The 23,564-nt window shown below is 67.0% G+C and carries 19 protein-coding genes and 1 pseudogene; 3 read left to right on the forward strand and 17 right to left on the reverse strand.

Annotated features, from left to right (window positions below; genetic code table 11):
• Positions 1–29: 29 nt before the first annotated feature.
• From FMEAI12_RS20645 to FMEAI12_RS20670, 5 genes and pseudogenes are all read right to left on the reverse strand, one after another.
• Positions 30–215 (reverse strand): annotated as a pseudogene (locus FMEAI12_RS20645) (IS630 family transposase); the annotation flags it as partial.
• A 1-nt stretch (position 216) separates the two neighbouring features.
• Positions 217–567 (reverse strand): hypothetical protein, encoded by a 351-nt coding sequence (locus FMEAI12_RS20650; RefSeq protein ID WP_112107527.1) that lies wholly within the window; start codon positions 565–567, stop codon positions 217–219.
• Between the two features lie 609 nt (positions 568–1,176).
• The gene (locus tag FMEAI12_RS20660) at positions 1,177–2,751 is read right to left on the reverse strand and encodes a diguanylate cyclase (RefSeq protein WP_160144302.1); all 1,575 of its coding nucleotides are present in this window, start codon (positions 2,749–2,751) and stop codon (positions 1,177–1,179) included.
• A gap of 419 nt (positions 2,752–3,170) precedes the next feature.
• Positions 3,171–4,355, reverse strand: coding sequence for a pre-mycofactocin synthase MftD (mftD, locus tag FMEAI12_RS20665; protein WP_112107491.1), 1,185 nt, complete (start codon positions 4,353–4,355; stop codon positions 3,171–3,173).
• 176 nt (positions 4,356–4,531) lie between these two features.
• A complete protein-coding gene (locus FMEAI12_RS20670; protein WP_200835349.1) occupies positions 4,532–4,951 on the reverse strand; it encodes a cupin domain-containing protein in 420 nt (139 codons plus the stop codon).
• Positions 4,952–5,076: 125 nt separating this feature from the next.
• Between FMEAI12_RS20670 and FMEAI12_RS20675 the strand changes: the two genes are divergently transcribed.
• Positions 5,077–5,733, forward strand: a complete 657-nt coding sequence (locus FMEAI12_RS20675) for a TetR/AcrR family transcriptional regulator (protein ID WP_112107493.1) — start codon at positions 5,077–5,079, stop codon at positions 5,731–5,733.
• 11 nt (positions 5,734–5,744) lie between these two features.
• On the opposite strand, the gene FMEAI12_RS20680 is transcribed toward FMEAI12_RS20675, so the two are convergent.
• The 11 genes from FMEAI12_RS20680 to FMEAI12_RS20730 all read right to left on the reverse strand — a co-directional run bounded on the left by FMEAI12_RS20680 (position 5,745) and on the right by FMEAI12_RS20730 (position 19,081).
• Positions 5,745–7,307 carry an acyl-CoA carboxylase subunit beta gene (locus tag FMEAI12_RS20680; protein ID WP_112107495.1) on the reverse strand — a complete coding sequence of 521 codons (1,563 nt, stop codon included), beginning with the start codon at positions 7,305–7,307 and terminating at the stop codon, positions 5,745–5,747.
• A 22-nt stretch (positions 7,308–7,329) separates the two neighbouring features.
• Positions 7,330–9,162 (reverse strand): biotin carboxylase N-terminal domain-containing protein, encoded by a 1,833-nt coding sequence (locus FMEAI12_RS20685; RefSeq protein WP_112107497.1) that lies wholly within the window; start codon positions 9,160–9,162, stop codon positions 7,330–7,332.
• A 20-nt stretch (positions 9,163–9,182) separates the two neighbouring features.
• Positions 9,183–10,016: a fumarylacetoacetate hydrolase family protein gene (locus FMEAI12_RS20690; protein WP_112107498.1), complete on the reverse strand. Its 834-nt coding sequence runs from the start codon at positions 10,014–10,016 to the stop codon at positions 9,183–9,185.
• A gap of 92 nt (positions 10,017–10,108) precedes the next feature.
• A complete protein-coding gene (locus tag FMEAI12_RS20695; RefSeq protein WP_112107499.1) occupies positions 10,109–10,582 on the reverse strand; it encodes a MaoC/PaaZ C-terminal domain-containing protein in 474 nt (157 codons plus the stop codon).
• Positions 10,583–10,662: 80 nt separating this feature from the next.
• Positions 10,663–11,526 (reverse strand): TIGR03619 family F420-dependent LLM class oxidoreductase, encoded by an 864-nt coding sequence (locus FMEAI12_RS20700; RefSeq protein ID WP_112107500.1) that lies wholly within the window; start codon positions 11,524–11,526, stop codon positions 10,663–10,665.
• Between the two features lie 63 nt (positions 11,527–11,589).
• Positions 11,590–12,459: a mycofactocin-coupled SDR family oxidoreductase gene (locus FMEAI12_RS20705; RefSeq protein WP_112107501.1), complete on the reverse strand. Its 870-nt coding sequence runs from the start codon at positions 12,457–12,459 to the stop codon at positions 11,590–11,592.
• Positions 12,456–13,580, reverse strand: a complete 1,125-nt coding sequence (locus tag FMEAI12_RS20710) for an ABC transporter permease (RefSeq protein ID WP_200835351.1) — start codon at positions 13,578–13,580, stop codon at positions 12,456–12,458. The genes FMEAI12_RS20705 and FMEAI12_RS20710 overlap by 4 nt, the downstream gene beginning before the upstream one ends.
• Entirely contained in the window at positions 13,577–16,138 is a 2,562-nt protein-coding gene (locus FMEAI12_RS20715; protein WP_112107502.1) for an ATP-binding cassette domain-containing protein, read from the reverse strand. The genes FMEAI12_RS20710 and FMEAI12_RS20715 overlap by 4 nt, the downstream gene beginning before the upstream one ends.
• 39 nt (positions 16,139–16,177) lie before the next feature.
• A complete protein-coding gene (locus FMEAI12_RS20720) occupies positions 16,178–17,275 on the reverse strand; it encodes a substrate-binding domain-containing protein (RefSeq protein ID WP_200835352.1) in 1,098 nt (365 codons plus the stop codon).
• Positions 17,276–17,418: 143 nt separating this feature from the next.
• A complete protein-coding gene (locus tag FMEAI12_RS20725) occupies positions 17,419–17,943 on the reverse strand; it encodes a nuclear transport factor 2 family protein (protein WP_200835353.1) in 525 nt (174 codons plus the stop codon).
• Positions 17,944–17,971: 28 nt separating this feature from the next.
• Positions 17,972–19,081, reverse strand: a complete 1,110-nt coding sequence (locus FMEAI12_RS20730; RefSeq protein WP_112107504.1) for an NDMA-dependent alcohol dehydrogenase — start codon at positions 19,079–19,081, stop codon at positions 17,972–17,974.
• A gap of 358 nt (positions 19,082–19,439) precedes the next feature.
• Between FMEAI12_RS20730 and FMEAI12_RS20735 the strand changes: the two genes are divergently transcribed.
• Positions 19,440–20,039: a TetR/AcrR family transcriptional regulator gene (locus FMEAI12_RS20735; protein ID WP_112107505.1), complete on the forward strand. Its 600-nt coding sequence runs from the start codon at positions 19,440–19,442 to the stop codon at positions 20,037–20,039.
• Positions 20,040–20,107: 68 nt separating this feature from the next.
• Here the strand turns inward: FMEAI12_RS20735 and FMEAI12_RS20740 are convergent, their stop codons facing one another.
• Positions 20,108–21,544 (reverse strand): aldehyde dehydrogenase family protein, encoded by a 1,437-nt coding sequence (locus FMEAI12_RS20740; RefSeq protein ID WP_112107506.1) that lies wholly within the window; start codon positions 21,542–21,544, stop codon positions 20,108–20,110.
• A gap of 430 nt (positions 21,545–21,974) precedes the next feature.
• Between FMEAI12_RS20740 and FMEAI12_RS20745 the strand changes: the two genes are divergently transcribed.
• On the forward strand, positions 21,975–23,498 hold the full coding sequence (locus tag FMEAI12_RS20745) for a class I adenylate-forming enzyme family protein (RefSeq protein WP_112107507.1): 1,524 nt from the start codon (positions 21,975–21,977) through the stop codon (positions 23,496–23,498).
• Positions 23,499–23,564: the final 66 nt, after the last annotated feature.

Here is a 23,564-nt window from a genome sequence, read left to right on the forward strand (position 1 = left end):
CGGGACGCGCCGCACCTGGACCTGGGACTTTCGTCGACGCAGCGCACGACCGCCTTCTCCGGCGGGTCGAGGTAGACCCCGACCACGTCACGAACCTTGTCCACGAACAGCGGGTCCGTCGAGAGCTTCCACGTCTCGACCAGATGCGGTTTCAGGCCGAATGCCCGTCACATCCGCGACACCGTCGACTGCGACAACCCCGACGCCCTGGCCAGCTCACCGCCAGTCCCGCGGGTTGGCGTGGGAGAACGGTGTCGCGCGGAACGCCGAGTCGTCGCCCCTGTGGATGAACAGGTGCCCGGTGAGCACGTCGCCGTCGCCCAGCACGGCCCAGCCGCGCCCACTGATCTCATCGCCTTCGTCGTCGCCGTCCCAGCTGAACTCGACGAGGGGCCGGCCGTCGCGCGTGCCCCAACGACAGTCCATCCAGCCGCGAACGGCGATGAACCCGAACTCGCTGGTCCCGTCCCGGTCGAACTCGATGAACCCGGGGCCGACGAGGTCGATGGCATCCTGGTCCCACAGGTCCATCTCCACGATCCGCCACCGCCCGGTCAGACGCTTCATCCGATCCTCCGCCCTCGCCGTGGTCGCTCCGTCGGACTGGTCCGGCAGCCGCTCGCTGTTCTGCAAGCACTCGGGTGGAAGGCCGGGCACGCATGAGTGCCGTGGCATGAGGAACGAACATGGAACAGCCGCAGGAACATCATCGCGATTACATCGACCCGCGAAGATCTACCAGCAGGCCGCGGGCCACAGCATAGACAATGATCGTCGGCGGAGAGAGTTCGGCGTCCCGAGCACAGCGCTCCCACAGATCCGTCACACAGGGCGACCACCGTGCACCAGGTCCCACCATGGGCGCGACCGCAGGCGCCACTCAGATCGGGGCACCGGTCGATGCCTGGGCGCAAGGACGTTGCCAAGCTCGAACAGGGACGTCAGCCCGGCCACGATTCCCGTGCGGGCCGTTCAAGACCGTCGACCCGTATCGACCGCAGTCGACTCGGCCCACCACCAGAGTCCCGAGCTGCCGTCTGACCGTGTCTCGGACGCCAGTTTGTGTTACCGGTGTAGTCGGCTCGGCGAATCTTCGCGTGCGCCGCGCCCGCAGCGACCGTCGGGCCCGTGACCTGCAAGTTCAGGTTCGCATTAATACTGGTTGGATGCTCCCGGTCAGGATCGAACCTTCGGAATCTGCCAGGCGCCCCTGCGGGAAGAAGGCTCACCTGCCACGACTGTCCGGTTACGCCCGGACTCCTTTGCTCGGTAGAGGGCGGCATCCGCACGAAGCAGCAGGTCATCCAGGCAACGGTCGCCAGCGGTCAGCATCGCGACACCCACGCTCACCGTAATTGCGAGAGAGCCACCGGGGATGCAGACCGGGCTCGTCGATACGTTGTTTCGAAGCCGTTCAGCGAGGACGACCGCGGCATCCTCGTGGCAGTCGAGCACTGCCGCGAACTCCTCTCCGCCGACCCGCCCCGTCACGCCGTGCGGGCGGAGCACATTCTGGATGAATTCGCCGATCCTGGCGAGAACGAGGTCCCCAACGGCGTGACCATGGCGGTCGTTCACGCCTTTGAAGCCATCGATGTCAGTCATCAGAGCAGCGAGCGGTTGGCCGGCAGTAATGTGTTTCTCGACCAGAGTGCCGGCCTGCCCGAAGAAGGCGCGCCGGTTGGCGAGTCCGGTCAGCGGATCGGTGCAGGCGAGACTTCTGGTCTCCCTGAAGATCAGCGCCTGCTCGAATATGGTGGCTGCCTGACCGAGAATCTTCTGGGCAATGGCCGCGCGTTTCGGGCCGTAGCGGCCGGGGGCGCGGGATGTCACCACGACTATCACGCGCGGGTACGTGCCGCGGGCGGCCGGCACGGCGATCCAGCTTCCGGCATAGCTCTGGTGGCCCGGCATCTGTTCCAGCGCGGGGAAGTGCGGACTGGCTCGCATGGTGCCGCAGAAGGCAAGGTGGAGCACCGAATCGGACGGCGCAACGAAGTCCATACCGACTACCCGCTGGTCCACGTCGCCCTGCACCGCGATGACCTTCAGGGCCTGATCCGGTTCTCGGGCGAGCACCCAGGCCGCGTGCCAGGGAAGCAGCGGCGCGGCTGCCGTCATGATTCGTGCGAGGACATCCTGGCCATCAAGTGTGGACATGTCCTGAGCCGCGATTCCGCTCAGCGTCTCCGCCACTTCCCGATTTCTGCGCTCCGTCTCGTACAACCTCTTCAGCCGGGCTGTGTCATAGTCCCTGACCCATATTCGTCGCCGGTCCGAGTCGCTCTTCGTCGAGGACAGGACGTTCTGGATCTTGTCCGCCGCAAGATCAGCTACGGCAGCCATCATGGGTCCTGAGTCCACCGCCGGGCAGCAAAGGTCCAGCAGGCCGAGAACCTGGCCCGTGACGGGGTCACCGAGAGGCACACCGACACAGGAAAGATCCCGGAGCTCGTTGACGTAGTGCTCGCCGCCGGCCACCAGGGTCGGAGCACCACGATGCAGTGCCGTGCCGACGGCGTTGGTACCGGCAGACTGTTCGGACCAGCTGTAGCCGGGAAGCGAAGCGGCCCGGTCGAGTCGGCGTCTGAACGTGGGATCTTTGGCGAAACGGAGCAACAGCACGGCGTCCGCATCGGTGAGAAGCAGGCCGATCTGCTGGCCGGCCAGCCGGCCGGCCAGCCGTTGCAGGATCGGTCTCGCGATATCCACTATCGGCGGGTCCAGATCCCGGTTCACCGGGTGCGGCACGAGTCGATCCGCCGCAACGGCCCAGCGCCGCGACCGCAGCCATGATTCCCCGATGAGATCTCTGACCCCGACTGGCTTGTTGCTCCTCGTGGCCAGGAACTGGTCGCGCGCCTCCAGGACCGATGCCCGATGCCCGCTGTCATCAGTCCCTGCGCCTGGGAGGTCGTTCTCATGCGCCGCAGGGGTCCGCCGTCCCGGCATCGTATGCACCTCCTCGGCGTACCCCTTGGCCAGCGCCGTGCCCAGGAAAGCCCGGCCTAGCCAGCCTATGCCGTACGACCTCCCGCTTCTTCGCCCGAGCACTTTTTCTACTCACCGCGACTTATAGACGTGCTCGCACTTTCTTGTCAGTTCTGGGGCTTTTTCGGGTCTCGCCGTCAGCCAGGACAGGTGCCCGCCTCTCCGCGGAATGCCGGTGATCACCGGGCCGGCGGGGCGGCGGACGGGTACGGGAAGCCGTCGGGCACCAGGATGTCGTCCGGAGTGAGGTCGTGGATGGATGAGTGGCCGAGCGCGAGCAGGGTGGAGTCGATCCCGCCCCGCAGGATGTCCAGGACGTTCTCCACCCCGGCCTGCCCGGCAGCGGCCAGCCCCCACAGGTATGCACGGCCGATCATGACCGCCCGAGCGCCGAGCGCCAGTGCCTTCACCACGTCGCCGCCACGGCGGATGCCGCCGTCCATCAGCACCTCGACGTCCTCGCCGACCGCCTCGACCACTGCACGTAGCGCCCGGATCGGGGCGGGGGTGCTGTCGAGGTTGTTGCCGCCGTGGTTGGACACCGAAATCGCGCTCGCCCCGACATCCACGGCACGCCGGGCGTCGTCGACCCGGCTGATGCCCTTGAGCATGAACGGCCCGTCCCACTGCTGGCGCAGCCAGGCGATGTCGTCCCAGCTGGGTGGGGGTGTCTGCAGCCAGGTGCCGTAGGCGCCGAAGAACGTGGGGGCGGGCTCACCCGGCTCGGCCAGATTCGGCGCGGTGAGGTCGGGGAGCCGGCCGGCGCGCAGGTGGGCCGCCAGCCAGCGGGGCCGTGCGCGCCCCTGCGGTGCCAGCCTTGCCATGGCCCTGAGGCCGAGCCGCTCGGGGATCCAGGGGCTTCCCCAGTCCCGGCTGTGCGAGAACGACCAGTCCAGGGTGACGATCAGGCCGACCGCGCCGGCATCCCGGGCGTGCTCGAGGCGCCGCACCATCCAGTCCCTGGTGCCCATCCAGTACGTCTGGTAAAAGACCTGCGGGTTCGCGGCGATGACCTGCTCGATCGGCTTGCTCGCGAACGAGCTCAGGCCCATGGCGGTGCCGCGGGCCGCCGCCGCCCGGGCGACGGCCACCTCCCCGTCGGGATGGACGGCCTGCACCCCGGTGGGGGAGATGACGACCGGCAGTGCCAGCGGCTGGCCCAGGACGGTTGTGCTCAGGTCACGCTTCTCCTTCAGCCCCGCCACGTGCGGGGCGAAGCCGAGCTCGTCGAAGGCGGCGGTGTTGTCCCGGTATGACACTCCCGCCTCCGAGCCGGCGAGCAGTGCGCTGTAGACCGACGACGGCAGCCGGCGGCGCGCGCGCCGCTGTGCTTCGGCGACCGATTCAAACCATGTCTTGTCCATACGTCACCTCTCGACGGCCTGCCGGACCGCTCGTGGTTGTCGGGTCGCAGAGATCAGCCCCACGGGGAGACCCGGCAGCGGCACTGCCGTCTCAGGAGAAGCGGCGTACCGCCACCGGCCCCCGGTCCGGGACGTCAGGAGGTGACGACTCCGGTAAAGGTCCGCGAAGGTCGGAGTTACGCCCGGGTCGTGATATCGGGGCGTCCCAGATTAATGACGATGTTGTCCGGATGGCGCGCTGTCAGCCAGACCAGCTCGTCGACGTCGGAGGCGTTTCCCTCGATGTGCGGCAGGCTCGGCGGAACGAAGATGAAGTCGCCTTCCTCCAGATCCACCCGCTCCCGGTAGTTCTCACCGAAGAGTATGTAGGCGCGGCCCTTGAGGACGTAGCCAGCCGTCTCGGCCCTGCCGTGGTGGTGGGCCTCCGACGCGTAGCCGGCCGGGGTGTGCACCTTTCCCAGCCAGATTCCGGTCGCGTCGCTGTTCTCCTTGCTCACCCCGGATCGGCGCAGCGCGCCCTCGGTTTGGGCCGTGAGCTCACCGAGGTCCGCCGATCGAATGACCTTCAGCTGTTGTTTCGCTACATGGAGAGCCACACCGACTCACCCACCCTTCTTGATTGTCCGAACGAAGAATCGTAGGCGGACGTTTGTTAGCGTATAATGGCAACCGACTGCCGCGTGGAGCCGAAAGACGCGTCGACAACAGCCGGGGAGAGCAGATGCAGAACCGACCACGAGATGGAGCGCGAACTCGCGCCGAGATCAGGGCCGCAGCGGTCGCACTTTTTTTCCAGCATGGCTATGAATCGACGTCACAGCGGATGCTCGCCGACCGGGTCGGTATCAAGGCCGGGAGTCTGTACAACCACATCGGCAGCAAGGACGAGCTGCTCGCCGACATCATGACGTCGATAATGGATCGACTTATCAGCTCCTCGCGGGAGGCACTTGAGAACGCGGGCCCCGATCCGGTCAGACAACTCAGCGCACTCATCGACAACCACCTGCGTTTTCATGCGAAAAACGCGAAGGAGACCTTCATCGGCAACTCCGAGCTGCGTTCACTTTCCCCCGACCAGCGGCAGCTCATTCTGGGCCGCCGCAGGGAGTACGAGTTCCTGCTGAGAGGGGCCATCGAGACCGCGGCGCAGTTCGCGCGGCTGCCTCTTCTCGACTCTCGGCTGCAGACCTACGCCATACTCGCCCAGGGCATGCATCTCGCGTCCTGGTTTCGGGAGTCGCGCGAGCTTCCCCTCGAGCGCATCGTCGGGGTCTACACCGAGCTCACCTTCCGCCAGCTCGGCCTGTCCACGGCGGCTGGGACGGCCGGGCCCAGCGCCGGGCAGACATCGCCAGCCCATGATGATCATATGTGACAGGCCCCCACTCAGACCGGCGTGACGCCGACACGGCGGGCCGGGCCGGTACGGGGGCGCCGGCGGTAGACATCCAGACGGGAGACGAGTTCGTTCCGCAGGAGGCTCGTCGGTACCACGGCCTCCACAGCGTTCTCGTTGGCAATCTTGAACACGTCGATCCCGGCAGCGTACTCGTCCTGCTTCTCCTTGATGAAGGCCGCACGTTCCGCGGGGTCTTCGATGCTCTGGATCCGGTTGTAGTGAATTCCGTTGACGGCGGCGTCGGGGCCCATGAGAGCGGGTTTGGCGGTCGGCAACGCGATCACCGCATCAGGGTTCATCGGTGCTCCCGACATGGCCAGATAGCCACCCCCATACGCCTTCCGCACCAGAACCGTGATCCGCGGGACCCGACTGTCGGCGACGGCGTACAGCATCTTCGCCCCGTGCCGGATGATGCCGTTCCGCTCGACCTCCGAGCCGATCATGTAGCCGGCGATGTCGACAAGAAACAGCAGCGGAATGTTGAAGGCGTTGCAGATCCAGATGAATCGCGCCGCTTTGTCCGAGGAGTCGGGGAAGAGCACGCCACCCAGATGAATCGGCTGATTGGCCACGATGCCGACCGGATGGCCGTCTAGACGTGCGAACCCGGTGACCAGTTCCGGGGCGAAAAGCTCCTTGTAGGGGAAGAACGAGCCGTCGTCGACCACCGCGTTGATCAGTTCGACCATGTCGAAGGGTTCCGACTCCCGCTCCGGGACGATCTTCCGTACGGTGCGCCCGTCTGCGGGCTCCAGCGGCTGGGCCCGTGGCGGGTCCTCCTGCCAGTGCTGGGGCAGGTAGGAGAGCCAGACACGGATCGCCGCGATGGCCTCCTCGTCGTCTTCGACCAGGACGTCTCCCAGGCCGGAGGTGCGGCAGTGCATCTCCGCGCCGCCCATCTCCTCCAGCGTCACGTCCTCCCCGGTCACCATCTGGGCAAGCCGCGGAGAACCCAGGTAGGCGGTGGCCCGACCCCGAACCATGATCGTGAGGTCGCACAGCGCTGGCACGTATGCCGACCCGGCCGGCGAGGGCCCGAACAGGGCGCAGACCTGCGGGATCCGCCCGGAGTACTGGACCTGGTTGTAGAAGATGTTCCCCCAGGCCCGGCGGCCGGCGTAGCTCTCGAACTGCTCGTCGATGCGTGCTCCGGCGGAGTCGAACAGGTAGACCAGCGGTGCCCCGATGTCGTCGGCGGTCCGCTGCATGTTGACGATCTTCTCGAAGGTGCGCTTGCCCCAGGTTCCGGCCTTGACTGTGTAGTCGTTCGCGATGACGCACACGGTCCGGCCATCGACCCTGCCGACGCAGGTGACCACCGCGTCGCCGGGCAGTCCCTCCTCGAACCGTGCCAGCAGGCCGTCCTCGAAGCTCCAGCCGTCGTCGAAGAGCAGGGCCAGCCGGTCGCGGACGAGCATCTTGCCGGCCTCGACCTGCTTGCGCCGCTGTGTCTCGCTCCCGCCGAGGCGGGCCGCGGTCAGCTTGCGTTCAAGCTCCTCGTGGGGATCGGAACGCACCACCGCGGGTGCCGGTGTGGTCTGAGTCATGATGTCTCCCGGATAGGTCGGCTCAGCCCGCCGACGGTGTGATCTCGCCGAGCAGGGTGCCTGTGCTGACCACCAGGCCCGGTGTCGCGAGCAGGGATGTCACGGTTCCGGCGATCGCTGCCCGTATCGGGTTCTCCATCTTCATGGCCTCCAGGACGAGCACGACCCGGCCCTCCTCGACGAGGTCGCCCTCCTTCACATTGATCTTGATCACCGTCCCCTGCATGGGGCTCACCAGTGCGCCCGTCCCGGCGGCGGCCTTCTTCGGGCGACGCGCGGCAGCTTCGCCACGTCGCCGGCCGGCGGTTCCGTTCCTGGCCGCGGCGGACGGGGCCGCGACGGCTGTCAGCGTCGGCGCCGCGGGCAGGGGAATGCGGTAGAGGCGGCCACCCACGTAGACCTCCTGCCGATCGAGCAGCTCGTCGTTCTCGGCGGCCTGGTCAGCGTGGTCAGGGTGATCGGAGTCGTCGGGGTCGGTCGCCACTCCGGGTGCCGGCAGCAGTGCGGGAAGGTCCACCTCGTGCTCGAGCCAGCGGGTGCTGATCCGGGCGTTCTGGAAGTCGGCATGGTTCAGGATCACGGCTGCCGCGGGCAGTGTTGTGGGGATGCCCTCGATCTGCAGCTCGGCGACGGCGCCCAGGGCGCGCTCGATCGCGTGGCTTCTTGTCGGCGCCCACACGACCAGCTTGCCGACGAGGCTGTCGTAGTACGGCAGCACCTCGTCGCCGGTGTCGTAGCCACCGTCGAACCGCACGCCCGGGCGGACGGGCACCCGCAGCGTGCTGACCGGCCCGGGGGACGGCCGGAAGGCGCCCTCCGCGACGTCCTCCGCGTTGACGCGGATCTCGATGGCGTGCCCGCGGGGGGAGGGCCCTGAGGAGGTGACGCTGAGGCGGCCGCCACCGGCGACGCGGATCTGTTCGGCGATCAGGTCGAGCCCGAGGGTCTCCTCGGTGACCGGGTGCTCGACCTGGATCCGCGTGTTCATCTCAAGGAAGTAGAAGGCGTCCCGCTCAGCCTCGACGAGATACTCGACCGTGCCGGCCCCGACGTAGCCGACCGCCGACGCCAGCCGAACCGAGGCCTCCCCCATCGCCTGCCGCAGCCGCGGAGACAGACCGGGTGCGGGGGCCTCCTCGACGAGTTTCTGATGCCGACGCTGAACCGAACAGTCGCGGTCGCCGAGCCAGACCACGGTGCCGTGGGTGTCGGCGAAGACCTGGACCTCCACATGCCGAGCGTTGGCGAGATATCGCTCGATATACACCTCGTCCCGGCCGAACGCGGCGGCAGACTCACGGCGCGCGGCCTCGAACGCCTCAGCGGCCTCCCCCTCGTTCCACACTGTGCGCATCCCACGGCCGCCGCCCCCGTAGGAGGCTTTGATCGCCAGTGGATAGCCGTGCTGACGCCCGAACTCGACGACCTCGTCGACAGTGGTGATCGCGCCCTTGCTGCCCGGGACCTGGGGGACTCCCGCGGTGCCCGCGGTCTCCCGCGCGGCGACCTTCTCACCCATCGCCTCGATCGCCGCGGCCGGCGGCCCGATGAAGGTCAGACCGGCGGCATCGACCGCACGGGCGAAACCGGCGTTCTCAGCCAGGAACCCGTAGCCGGGATGAATGGCTTCCGCGCCGGAGGCCACAGCCGCCGCAATAATTTTGTTCTGGTCGAGATAGGTGTCCTTCGCACCCGCCCCGTCCAAGGCCGCGGCTTCGTCCGCCAGCCGGGTGTGCAGGGAGTCGCGGTCAGGATCGGAATATACGGCGACGCTCCCGATGCCGAGCTCGCGGCAGGTGCGGATGACCCGAACCGCGATCTCACCACGGTTGGCCACGAGGATTTTCGAGAACATCCGACAGCCTTTCGGTCGATTCAGTGGACGTCGGCTTCGACACACACGTTCCACAGGGTGCCGAGCTCCGAGACCGTGGTGACGACGACGCTGCCCGGCGCCAGGAACTCCGCCGGCTGGCGCGCCACTCCCACCCCGCCCGGCGTGCCGGTGAGAACGATGTCACCGGGCCGCAGTGCCAGGACGTGCGAGAGGTAGGAGACGAGCACGTCGGGCGGGAAGACGAGATCCTTCGTCGAGGCCCGCTGCTTCTCCACACCGTCCACAGAGCAGGTGACGGTCAGGCCGTCCCGCGGATCGACCACAGTGCCGGCGACGATCCAGGGACCGATCGGCGTGGTCCGTTCAAAGGTCTTTCCCAGCAGCCACTGGGTCCCCCGACGCTGCCAGTCGCGCGCGGAGACATCATTGGCGACCGTGTAGCCGGCGATGAAGGCACCCGCCTCCCGGGGCGAGACACGGCGGGCTCGCCGGCCGATCACCAGCGCGAGCTCGGCCTCCCAGTCCCACGCCTTCGCCTCGGGACTGAGCACTATCGGATCAGCGGGCCCGACGAGCGCCTCGGGAAACTTGCTGAACACGTTCGGGTACTCGGGCAGCGGATGACCCAGCTCCAGAATGTGATCGCGGTAGTTGTGTCCGACGCAGATCACCTTCGACACCGGGTCGGCCGCCGGTAGAAGCGAGACCTCGACCGGGGCCGAAATCTCCGCGACGGCATGCTCGCCAGGATTCTCAAGTATCCCGGCTGCAAAGGCCGTTCCGAAGGTCTCGAACGGGCTGAGAAATGTCACCCCGTCAAGGCTGACCACAACCCGTGGGCCCTCGGATGTCCGCATTCTGGCCAGCCGCATCGCGAATCCCCTCCCGCATCCACCCACTGACATCGACCACATCATCCGACACATCCGACACATCCGACCTTAACAAACGAACGCTCGTTTGTCTACGACAGCGCAATCATGAGGTCGCTCGTGAAGGTCATGACCACCTCGTCACGCTGATCTACCATCTCGTAGGCGAAGGTCCAGATGCCCCGGTCGCCGGAGGACGTAGTGCGGGCAGCCGTGAGCGTCACTCGCGGGTGCACGGTGTCTCCGATACGCACCGGCGACAGGGCGCGAACGCGGTCGACCCCGAGCCAGGCCACGACGTTGCGGAGCATTCCGGTCTGTGTGAACAGACCGAGCCCAAGGCTCATGATCAGCGGCCCGTGCGCGATTCGGGATCCGAACCGGGTCTGCGCCGCGAGCGTCTCGTCCAGGTGCAGGGAGACGATGTCGCCGGTCAGCCCGGCCCACGTGACCAGATGCGCGTCGGTGATCGTCATGCCAGGACCATCGATGACCGTTCCCACAGTCAGATCGTCAAAATTCGGCCCCCGGCCAACGTGGGGCGGCGTGCGGACGTCGAAAGACATCGTCGATAGCTCCCGGTTCCGAAGTGCTGGAGCGCGGGCAGGCGGCCAGGCACCCGCCACGCGGCACTGATCCACTGGGCTCAGCTGTTGAACGCGGCGACCACCTTGGCGACCGCGTCAAGGTTCGCCATTCCTCCCGCCGGACTCGCGGCCGGGTCGATCCACAGGGCGGCCCGTTCCACGCCCTGCGCCGCGTAGCGCTCAAGCACCGCGGGGTCCGGCGGCGCCGAGGCCACTGCGATGCTGATCGAGTCGCGGTCGCGGCCGACCTCGTCGACGGTCCTCCAGAACGCGGGAATGGACGCCTCAAGCGTGGGATCATGCGGCGGTGGCACGACGTACCAGACGTCCGCCCACTGCGCGGCGTGCCGCATGGTGGTGGGGCCGGCGCCCCCCAGGTAGATCTTCGGGCCAGCCGCCTGCTTCGGCTTGGGCCAGGACCAGCTCGGCACGAGCGAGACCTCGGTGCCCTCGTAACTGGCCTCCTCCTGGGTCCACAGGGCACGCATCACCTGGACCTTGTCCCGGAGGATGCTGAACCGCCGCTTCCAGACCACGCCATGTGACTCGGCCTCGTCCTGATTCCAGCCGAAACCGACGCCGCAGAGGAGACGTCCGTTCGACAGGAAGTCGAGGGTGGCAAGCTCCTTCGCCTTCGCGATCGCGTCATGCTGGGCCAGCAGGCAGACGCCCGTGCCGAGCAGGAGGGTCCGCGTGCCGGAAGCGATCATGGAGAGGGTGACGATCTGGTCCAGCGTGTGCAGGTAGAAGGACGGCAGTTCCCCCCCGCCGTAGGCCGCGGGGTACGGCGTCCGCCGCGATAGCGGAAAATGTGTGTGCTCAGGCAGGAAGAGCGACTCGAACCCATAGGCTTCCGCCGCCTGCGCGAACTCGACGGGGTCAGGCCCGTCGTCGGTGAAGAAGTAGACACCGCCAAGCTTCATAAAAGCTGCCCTTCAGGCCTTCGAGACGAAGATGGTCGCGCCGCGCACATGCTTGGACGACGGTCACCCGTTGTACTTGACCAGCATTCCGGCGTCGACGGGGATCGCGGCTCCGGTGACGTACCTGGACTCGTCCGACGACAGCCACAGGACTACTGCGGACACGTCCTCGACCTCGACCCAGGGAATCGGGAACAGATTGATGCGCTGCAGCACCTCGGCCGTGTCGTCGACATCCGGATTCTCCAGACCCGGCGAAAACATTCGAGCCGACGCGGGATTGTCGATCATGGGCGTGTGAACGTTCGTGGGGTGCACGGTGTTGACTCGGACGCCGTGTCGCGCGACTTCGTTCGCCAACGAGGCCGCCAGACCCACCAGACCGTGCTTTGCCGCCGAGTAGTTGCTGACTCCGGGAATTCCACGCAGTCCGGCAATGGAGCTGACCAGCACCACCGAGCCGCCGTTCCCGGCCTCGATCATGTGGGGTACGGCGGCCCTGACGGACGTCCAGACACCAGTCAGATTGATGTCGACGACGGTGTCCCACTCCTCGCGGCTGAACTCCCAGGTCTGACGGCCCCTGCCGAGAACACCGGCATTGGCGACCAGGATGTCGAGGCGGCCCAGTTCCGCCACCCCCGCCGCGGTCCCGGCCGCAACGGCGTCCAGATCTCGGACATCAGCCTCCACCGCCACCGCGCGGCGGCCGAGTGCACGGACCTCCTTGGCAACCGTCTCCAGCGCGGAAGAGTCCGGCATCGGGTACTCGATGTTCTCGATCGACGACACGGCGTCGAGGAGGATGACGTCCGCTCCCTCCGCTGCCAGCCGCAGGGCGTGGCTTCGGCCCTGTCCTCGAGCGGCGCCTGTCACCAAGGCGGCCTTGCCAGCGACCCGGCCCGCGCCTGGGGTTCCCGCTGCGTCACTCATGAGTGCCTCGCCTTCCGTGTGGTCTGATGCGCCAGCCAGGCACGCAGATCGAGGCCGCGCACTGTGACGGCGATCCCGATCAGCGCCGCCTGGACGATCAACTGTGTCGACGACGGCGCGCCGAGGGAGAACACCAGCTGGGTGAGCTGGCTGAGGAACAGCGCCCCGATCGCCGAGCCCACGACCGTGCCCCGCCCGCCGGTGAGCGCGGTTCCCCCGATCACCACGGCCGCTATCGACGGCAACAGGTAGGAGTTGCCCGCGTTCGTGTTCGGGGTGCTCACATAACCCGCCAGGACTACGCCGGCGCCGGCGTAGCACAGAGCCGCCGCGACGTACCCGCCGATCTGGACCCGGGCGACCCGGATGCCGGCGACCCGTGCGGCTCGCTCGCTGGCTCCGACCGCGACCAGCCGCCGACCCCAGGTACTGAGCGAGGTCGCCACCGCCGTGAACAGCACGAGACCGAGCGCCAGCCAGACCGTGTTGGAGATCCCCAGGGCCTTGTTCAGGGAGAAGGAGGCGACTGCCTCCGGGGCCCGGGTCGGTGTCCCGCCCGAGTAGGCCAACGCTGCGCCCACCAGGCCCGCGTTCATGGCAAGCGTCGCAACCAGCGGCGTCACCGAGAACACGGTGACGATGACGCCGTTGAGCACGCCGATGACGACGGCTATGACGGTGACGACGGCCAGGGCGGCGATGACGTTGTCGCCGTGGTCCGCGGCGTACTGGCTGCTCACGAGAGCCGCTAACGTCATCATTCCGGGCAGGGAGAGATCGATGCCACGCAGCATGATCACCAGGGTCTGCCCCACCGACGCCATCGCCAGGATGCCGGCGAACGGCAGCAGCGAGTCGATCCCGCTCCGCGAGACGCTTCCCGGCGCGATCAACCAGCTGAGCAGGAACAGCGCGACCGTGACGATCAGCACTGGCGCGGAGTCCGGCCACCGTCGACCTCGTCTGGGGCCCATGCGGGCCAGGAGTTTCCGGGGTGCCGTCCGCGCGCCGGGCCCGGTCCCGCTGCCTGCTCGCGCTCCGTTCTCGCCGTCGCTCGCCTGCGCTCTGCTCTCACCGTCCGTGCCAGTACCCGCTCCGGTGCCGACGAGGTGGGCGCTCATGCCACGCTCCGTGTCATCAGTGACCGGGTCTTGGAGTAGAGGGCCACGGAGACGATCGTGAGTCCCGCCAGGAGCCACTGCTGCCAGTAGAGTTCCAGGCCCAGGAACTGCACGACGGTGTTGACCTGAGTGATGAGGGCCGCGCCCACCAGCGCGCCCACGAACGAACCGCGGCCACCGAAGATGGACGCCCCGCCCAGCACCACGGCCGCGATGCTGGACAGCGTGTAGCTGTCGCCAATGCTGGGATTCCCGGTACGGGCCTGGGCCATCAGCAACAGGGCCGCTGGAACGACCAGCACAGAGCATCCGACATAGGCGACAAGGCTGGCCCGGCGGGATGACAGTCCGATCCGCTCAGCTGTTCGTGGGTTTGAACCCACGGCCCGCAAGCGGACGCCCCGCGACGACAGCCGGAGCCATGCTTCGAGCCCGATCGCCACCGCGATGGCAAGAACCATCATCACGGGCACGAACCCCCAGGTCGTCTGGACCTTGGAGAGGAACACAGGGTCGATCCGCCCCGCAGGCAGCGGGCGCAGCAGGAACGCCAGCCCCTGCAGGAGGGTGAACGTCACGAGCGTCGCCATGATCGGACTGATCTTGAGAACGCTCGCCAGCACCCAGTTCACCGTCCCGGCCGCAGCCGCGACGAGGACCAGCAGAACGACACCGAAAACCATGCCGGCCGGCGAGCGGTAGGCAGCGAGCGAGAAGGAGCCCACCACCACCAGGAAACTTGCCAGTGGTCCCACCGAAAGGTCGATCCCACCGACGAGCATCACCATCTGCTGACCCATTGCGAGGAAGGCGAGCAGCGCGAGGAGCGGGAGCACCAGACTGAAGTTCCGCTGCGTCAGATAGAACTCGGTGTGATTCACCGCGACCACACCGAGCACGAGGATCGCCAGCGCCAGGACGCCCGAGGGCATCAGGTCGTTGCGAGCCAGCCTCCGTGGTACCGAGTTGGCGGCGGGAGCGGGTCGAGTGGCCTCGTCTTCGGCAGCGCTGGCCCTGGCCCTGCTCGCGGTCAGCGCGGCCTGCGTGATGCCGTGGTCCGTGAGGGCCGCGCCCTCCAGCTCGGCCACCACCTGGCCACGGGAGAAGACCACGACCCGGTCGCAGATCTGCGCGAGCTCGGCACTCGAGGAGGACAGAACGATGACGGCGATTCCGCGGCGTGCGGTCTCCCGGAGGATCTCGTAGATCTCCTCGCGTGCCCCGACGTCCACCCCCTGGGTGGGCTCGTCGGCCAGGATCACCTGTGAGCCGGCGAGGAGCACCCGGCTGAGCACGACCTTTTGCTGGTTGCCGCCTGATAGCGACGCGATCTCCACATCCATCGACGGCGCCTTGACTCTGAGCGCCTCGAACTGGCCGCGGATGGCTCGCCGTTCGGTCTGGGTCGACATCAGCCCCCAGCGCGACAACCGCCTGAGCGTCGTCACGGCGGCGTTCTCTCGCAGCGACAGATGCGCGAACACGCCCTCGTTATGCCGATCCTGCGGGAGATAGAGCACTCCCCCGCGTTGGGCGACTGACGGGTTACGGGTACTGATCTTACGATCGTTGACCCGTACCTCCCCGCGGCCGTCCTCCAGGCCTGCCAGCGCGCGGAGCACCTCCCGCTGCCCCTGGCCCTCGATGCCCGCGAACCCGAGGATCTCACCCGCCCGCACGGACAGGGTCACATCGTGGAAAGCCTGTCCCGAAAGGCCACGGACGGCGAATCTCTCGGTCTGCTGCACGTCGCCGCCGGACGCCCGATGTTCGCCGACCGTGACCTCGTGGCCGACCACCAGGTTCACGATCTCGGGTTCACTCACCGTCGCACGGTCGAAGGTCCCGACAAGCGCACCGTCGCGGAGCACCGAGATCGTGTGAGCGATCCGCATCACCTCACCGAGGCGGTGGGAGATGTAGACGACCGCGCCCCCGTGTTCCACGTGCTCCCGGACGAGTCTGAACAACTCCTCGACCGCCGCCGGCAGCAGATGCTCTGTGGGCTCGTCGAGCACGATGACCCGGGGCTGTTCGGCCAGCGCACGACCGATCTCCACCACGAAGCGGGCATCAGGCCGTAGCTCACGGACGGGCAGCGATGGATCGATGTCGGCCAACGACTGCCAGCGGTCGAGAATCTCCCTGGCCCAGCGCCCCTGCGCCCGCAGCGCCGGACGTTGCGCCTGCGGCATCGCCAGCGCCATGTTCTGCGCCACCGTCAGATCCGGAAGGAGAGCCGGCTCCTGGTAGACGATGGCCAGGCCCGCCTCCCGGGCCCACTCCGGGGACGGTTCCTCGCTGACCGCCGAGCCGATCTCGACGGTGCCGGTGTCAGCGCGAACGGATCCCGCCGCCACGCCGACCAGGGTCGACTTGCCGGCGCCGTTCTCCCCTACCAGGGCGTGGATCTCCCCGGCGTGCACCCGCAGGGACACCCCTTTGAGCGCGTGGACACCGGGGTATCGCTTCTCGATCTGGTCCAACCGAAGGACCACCGTCCGGGGATCGGCCGTCGGTAACAGCCGGTCGTCGTCAACGACTTCGGATTGCGTCACCGCATCCCTCCTTCCTTCCCTGACTGCGCGGATGCACCGTCAGCTGAAAACGGCGGCAAGTTTCTCCGGTGACAGCGCGGAAGAGAGGTCTGCGTCCGGCGGCAGGTCCTTCCTGCAGGTCGGCAGCTTTCCGTTCACCGTATCAACGAACACCTTGAGGTCGAAGTTCGTCGGCTCGTTGTCAGGCAGTTTGCCCAGCGCTGCGAGCGCCTTTCGTGCCGCGATCCGGACAACGGTGGTGGTGCCGTCCAGGGTGAACAGCTCGAAATCAGGGTTCGCCTCGTGCAGATCCACCCACATGCAGCCGAGCTCGTTGTCCGTTGCCGATGTCGCCAGCGGCGGGATACTACGGCCGGCATTCACGAACGCCCGAATCGTCCCCTTGTCGGCATTTCCGTAGTCGGAGACGATGGCGTCGATCTGGCTATACTTCGCCAGCGCGCCCGCCGCCGCCCGCTGCATGTAGGCAGGGTCCCAGCTCGAGGGCACCGGCTGATCCGTGAGCGAGGTGACCGGATCACCCATCTCCTCGCTCGTCTGCCTGACCGCCTCGAACAGCGCCAGCGTGGAGGGGCTGCCTCCCGCCAGGCCGCCCGTGAACAGCATGCGGGCACCTGGGTCGACAATCTTGGCCAGCCACCGCGTCATGGCGTCGCCTTCGGTGTCGAAGTTGTACTGGACGTACCCGTCGTAATCGACTCCGACCTTCCCGCCCGGGTCGGAGATGTACGGCACGACGACAACTCCGGCCTGGTGCGCCTGCTGAAGCGCGCTCAGAGCCTGACTACCGAAGTCGTCATAGGTGATGATCGCGTCGAAACCCTGCGCCGTGTAGGAGTTGATCGCGGTGATGTACTTCTGCAGGTCGCCGTCGGTCTGGGTGTATTTGAGCGTCACGTTGTCGCAGGCCGATAACTCGTCGGCCAGCTCCGCCTGCGTGATGCGCCGCCACGAGTTCCCGCCGAACCCCGCGACATGGGCAATTTTGAGCGGCCGGTCACCGCAGAGCTGCTGCACGGGAACCGCTCTATCGGAACCCGCGGCTCCCACCTCCGCGGAATCCGCGGCGGAGTCGGTCGCCGGCGCGCTCGCAGAGCAGGCCGCGACCGAGAGCAGCGAGACCGCCGCGGTCGCCACGACCGCCCGCCTCAGCCATCTTCTGGGCACGATGAACCCCTTTGTACAATTGGAGGGAAGAATGTTGGAACGTGCGGCGGTACGGGCCCCGCCCGGCCGGGAGGACGTACACGGTCCCGGGATTCAGGCGGTTCCCCGCCGGGTCAGGGCCGGAAGGGCTGCCTGACCCAGCCCTGGTCCCAGTTGGAGACCTGGTGGGTCCGACCAAGCAGTTCCTGGAAATACCAGGTCCCGTCGCGCCTGACGAACTGATCGGTGTAGTTGAGCGTGAGAATCACCGCATCCTTCTCACTCGGGTCTTCCGTGCGCTCGATCGTGCAGAAGCAGATGAGGTAGAACCGGCCGGTGGCGGTCTCGCCGTCCGACGCGACCTCGACCCGGGGCGCGATCACATAGTGCTGGGCCCAGGAGATCCGCTCCGACAGCGCCCGAAAATGAGCCTTGATCTCGTCATGGCCGGTAAGAGTCGCGCCCTCACCGTCGACGACCCAGCGGCCATCCTTGGCGAAAAGGCCGGCGATGCCCTCGGGATCGTACGAGTCATCGCAGTAGCCGGCATAGCGGTACTTGAGCTGCTCGATGGCACGAATATCTTCGAGACGCGCGAGTCGTGCCACAAGTTCGGCGACGGGCACGCCTCCCGAGTCCTGACCGTCCGGTGCCGTCATTGATATTCCCCCAGCCTGCGGACGGATGTCAGTGGTCGATGTCGAGAATGCCGCGGATGTTGACGCCTTCGAGGAGGTCGTCATAGCCTTTGTTCACCCCTTCGAGGGGGTAACGACTGGTGATGAGCTCGTCCAGGTGCAGGTGCCCGGCCTGATAAAGATCGATCATCTTACGGATGTCCTGATGTGGGCTGCCCGACCCGAAGAGGCTCCCGACGATCTTCTTCTCATACAGAGTGAGCTCGAGGCTCGGAATCGCCAGCTGTGTGTTCGGGTTGGCAAGTGCCGTCACGACCACCGTGCCGGCCTTCCGAATGATCGTGAAAGCCTCGGAAACGACCTGCGCGTCAACCAGGCCGACTGTGACGATCGCCGCGTCGGCGCCCTGGCCGCGCGTCAGGTCCCAGACAAAGGTATGCGCCTCGGCCGCGGTCTCGAAGGCATGGGTGGCCCCGAGCTTGAGTGCAGTGTCGCGCTTGAACTTCAGCGGGTCGACTGCCACAATCACCCGGGCGCCTGCATGCCGGGCGCCCTGGACGGCGTTGATGCCGATGCCACCAATGCCATAGACGACTGTGACGTCGCCGGGCGTCGTGCCCGCCGCGTAGACAGCCGATCCCCAGCCTGTAGGCACCCCGCAGGCGAGGATCGCCATGACGTCCAGCGGCAGGCTCTCATCGATCTTCACGACGGCGGACTCGGGAATGACATTCCACTGGGAGAACGTTCCCAGCAGATCGACACCGCCTAAGTCGTGCCCCCTGGCGTGAAGCCGCTGCGTGCCGTCCAGCATCTTTCCAGCCATCAGATAGGCGCCGTTGTCGCACAGATTCGACTTGCCCATCATGCAGAACCGGCACCGGCCGCAGTAGGGCATCCACGAGGAGATGAAGTGGTCCCCCGGGCAGAGGTCGCGGACCCCCGGACCGACAGCCTCGACCACGCCCGCTCCCTCATGGCCCCCAACCATCGGCGGCGTGATGACCAGATCGCCATGCCGCAGGTGCTCATCGGAGTGACACAGACCCGCGTACTCGTAGCGAACGAGGACTTCGTTCGCCTTCGGCGGATCAAGATCGAGCTCCGTGATCTCGAAGTTCCCGACGCTCTCCCACATCACAGCAGCTTTGGTCTTCATCGCGCTCCTTTCTGCCCCCGCCCTCGCGAACCAGCTCGATCACGCTAGGGAGACTAACGTTCGTTAGGTGGTTCACACTAAGCTATGCTGGTAGCGCTGGCAAGAGGTGGAGAAGCCTCGCGTGTTCGCACCCGAGGTTGAGATCCACACGCGTTCTGCAGCCACCTGTGCACAGTCGTCAGGCGTCATCAGGTGCCCGCGGAACGCCACTCCGCTTCAGGATCCATGGGTTGCTGTGGCCATCGAGTCGAACCATCATCCGGCAACGGGATGGTGCCGGGTCCGTAACACACGGAGACTAGACTGGGGTTGCATTCCAGAAACGTGGCCGGAAGAACTACATGGTCGGGAGAGGCCCATGACCCCAACGAACGGCAACTCCACGGCCATCGCGATCCGCGAGGCAGCCGCCCGGCTCTTCTACGAGCGCGGTTACGAAGCGACGTCCCTTCGCGAGATAGCCGCGGCCGTCGGAATCCAGGTGGGCAGCCTCTACAACCACATCGGAGGGAAGAACGAGCTCCTCCAGACGATCATGATAGAGATCATGGACGGGCTACTGGCCGCGATGCAGGAGGCCATCAGCTTCGAGGAGGACGCGGAGAAGCGGCTCGTCAGAGCTCTGGACTGTCATCTCCGCTTTCACGCGACCCATTCTCGGGACGTGTTCATCGGAAATTCCGAGCTGCGTGCTCTCACGGCAGAGGCCCGCCAGGAAGTGGCCAGCCGCCGGAACCAGTACGAATGCCAGCTCCGGCGACTCGTCGCCGGAGCTGGCACGGACCTCCCCGAAGATTCCGTTGACAACCGTCTGCAGACGTACTCGATCCTGGCGATCGGAACGCACCTGTCCTCGTGGTACCGGGAGGACGGCCCAATGTCACTGGAGGAGGTGGTCGACTGCTACACACAGGTAATTCTGCGCCAGCTCGGCATCGTAAGACTCGCTGCGCTCTGAGACCCCAGCCGGCCGGAAGAACACAATCGGCCGGCCGGGGTGCCGGCGTCACCGGGCTGCTGGCCGGGTCATTCCTCGGCGCCGAGCACAGCCTTCAGGATCTGGAAGCCCCGCACACCCCACTCGTCATGCTCATAGCCGTTACCAGACTGCTTCCACCCACCGAACGGCATGGCGGCGTACGCGGCGAACTCGTGGTTGATGTACACATGGCCGGCCTGGATCCTTCTCGCCACCCGGACGGCGCGTGCCCGATCCGCGGACTGGACCACGGCGGCCAGACCATAGATCGAGTCGTTGGCGATACGCACCGCCTCATCCTCGGTGTCGTAGGTGAGAATGCTCAGGACAGGACCGAAGATCTCTTCCTGCGCGATTCTCATGGCCGGCGTCACATCCGCAAAGACCGTGGGCCGGACGAAGTAGCCACGCTCCAGGCCCGCCGGCCGGCCGAGGCCGCCGGTCACCAGGCGTGCGCCCCCGTCGATGCCGCTCTGGATGAGCCGCTGCACATGCGCGAATTGACGATCATTGATCAGCGGACCGAGGGCGGTCGCCTCGTCCGTCGGGTCGCCGGTCACGAACTCCTCGGCGGTCTTCCGCGCGATGGCGACGACGTCCTCGAGCAGGTGCGCCGGCACGATCATCCGGGTCGCCACGCTGCACGACTGTCCGCTGTTGGAAAAGCATGCCGCGACGCCGTTGCGCACGGCAGTCTCCAGGTCCGCATCATCAAGGATCACGTTGGGTGACTTGCCGCCAAGCTCCAGGTGCACCATTTTGATCGTGTCGGCGGCATCGCGGAGGATCTGCCGGCCCGCCCGGGTCGAGCCGGTGAACGAGACCACGTCCACCCCGGGGTGCCTGGCCAGCGCACTGCCGACGGTAGGCCCCTCGCCGAACACCAGGTTGAAGACGCCCGGCGGCACCCCAGCCTCCTCGACGATCTCCGCGAACAGCACAGCATCGAGCGGCGAGTACTCACTGGGCTTGAGCACCATGGTGCATCCGGCGCCCAGCGCCGACGCCGCCTTGGTGAAGACCTGGTTGACGGGCCAGTTCCACGGCGTGATGAGCGCTGCGACGCCGGCTGGCTGGCAGATGATCCGCGATGTCCCGCGGACCTCCTCCAGCTCCTGGCGCCGCACCGCCTCGATCGTCCGCCGGAGGTGGGCCACGCCCAGGTCCGCCTGCGCGCCCCGCGCCAGGCTCGTCGGGGCGCCCATCTCGCGGGTCAGCGCGGCTGCGAAGTCGTCGCGCCGCCGCTCGTACGCCTCGAGGAGCCGCTCCAGCAGCTTGATCCGCTCATCGACCGATGTCAGCGAGTACTCCTCGAAGGCCGCCCTGGCCGCGTGCACTGCGTCATCGACATCCGCGTCGCCGGCGCTGCGCACTGAGGCGATCGGCTTCTCTGTCGCCGGGTTGACGACATCTGCCCAGGCGACCCCACGCGCCGGAACCCACCGACCGCCGATGAAGAGGTCGGTCTGACGCTCGATGCTCATAACTCTCCCTCGCTGCCCAGCGCTCACGCCTGGCTCGCCGGCGCGGCTGGTCGAAGACGGCTACGGCCAGGCTCCCGAAGGCACCGGCGATCGCGGTGACCATAGACGAACGGACGTAAGTTTGTCTACGCCCGTATACAGCCGTTGACGCCGCTTACCAGCACACTTACCCTGTGGGACACGCAGACTAACGAACGCTCGTATGTCGACGTGCGGTGGCGGTGACGCCCGCGCAGCGCCCACCACCGCGTGGGCGCCCGCCGCCGATTAGGTGTGTCGCGCGCCGAGTTTCTCCGGGCTGTCCTCCGATCACCGCGCCAGGCCACGGGCGCCGCCGGGAACCCGGGGCCGGCGCCTCCGAGCACTGCGTCGCCGTCGCCGTCGCCGCAGGGCGCGTCCCCGCACATCCACCCAGAAACGGAGGCCGCCGATGTTCCTGCTCCCTGACTTCATCCGGCTCAACCGGCGCCGACATCCCGACCTTCCCGCGGCGGTGGACGGGCTGAGCCGAAGCACCCACCGGGAGCTGTCGGACCGGGCATGGAGCCTCGCCTCCGGCCTGACGGCAAACGGAGTACGGCCCGGCGACCGTGTCGGCGTGCTGTCCGGAAACAGCACCTTTGCCCTGGAGACGTTCCTGGGCATCGTCGCCGCAGGAGCCGTCTACGTACCCTTCAACTGGCGCTGGACGCCCGCCGAGCTGATCCACGGCATTGCGCTGACCACGCCGAGCGTCGTCCTGGTCGAGGAGGAGTTCCGTTCCGCCTTCGACGCCGCCGTGCACGCCGAGATCGACCACAGGTTCCGCTGCTTCGGCCAGGCGAGCTCCTACGGGGAACTCCTCGGCCACGAACCGGTCGAACCGGACGTCGCTCTCAGCCCCGAAGCCCCCGCGGTGATTCTGTTCACCGGGGGCACGACGGGCTTCGCCAAGGGCGTGGAGCTCTCCCATCGCAGCGTGGTCTTCAACGCAGTCAACGAACTGGTTGACCTGCGGTTCGGAGCCGGTCAGGGACAGGTCGGGCTGTGCACCGTGCCGTTATTCCACTCCGCGTCTCTACTGACCGTCTTCGCGCCCCATTACATCGCGGGTGGCACCACGGCGGTCCTGCGCAGGTTCACCGAGGAGGGCTTCGCCGAGATCGTCGAGCGCGAACGGGTCACCTCGACCTTCGCCACCCCCAACATGCTGCGGCGCCTTCTCACGGCAGGGGTGCTGAGCCGCCCGGGCCTGCGCTGCCTTCGCCAGATCCACTCGGGCGCGGGCCTGCTGCGGATGCACGACAAAGAGGCCATCCGGGCGGCCCTTCCCGACGTGGAGCTCTTCTTCCGCTACGGGCTGACCGAGGCAGGTCCGATGGTGACCAGGCTGCGGAACGCAGACATCATGCGGCCTGACCTCGACGGCTCCGTGGGGTCCGAGTACACCTTCGCCGAGGTGCAGCTCCAGGATCCGGCCGGGCAGGAGATCCCGGATGGCGAACTCGGGGAGATCTGCGTGCGCGGGCCCGCACTGATGACGGGCTACTTCGGGCAGCCGGCAGCCACCAGGGACGTACTTCGCGATGGCTGGCTGCACACAGGAGACCTCGCCGTCCGCGGCAAGGACGGCAATCTGTTCTTCCGCGACCGAATCAAGGACATGATCAAGACCGGTGGCGAGAACGTATACGCCTCCGAAATCGAGCAGCTGCTCCACACCCACCCTGCGGTCATGGAGTGTGCCGTCGTCGGCGTACCCAGCGAGGAATGGGACGAGGAGGTCCGCGCGGTGGTCGTCCTGCGGCCAGGCTCCTACGCCGGAGCGGATGACCTCGGCAAGTTTCTCCGCGCCGAACTGGCCGGCTACAAGATTCCGAAGCACTTCGCCTTCCTCGAACTCGAGCAGATGCCCATCAATGCGAGCGGAAAGATCATAAAGAGTCGGCTGCGTGATCTGCTGGGATGGCCGTGACCCGCCCTTCCCCGGCACCGATCCCGCCTTCTCCGCCCTTCGTCGACGCTCTCTGCCCCCTATCCA

This window comes from Parafrankia sp. Ea1.12 (assembly GCF_900465275.1).
Lineage (GTDB): Bacteria > Actinomycetota > Actinomycetes > Frankiales > Frankiaceae > Parafrankia > Parafrankia soli.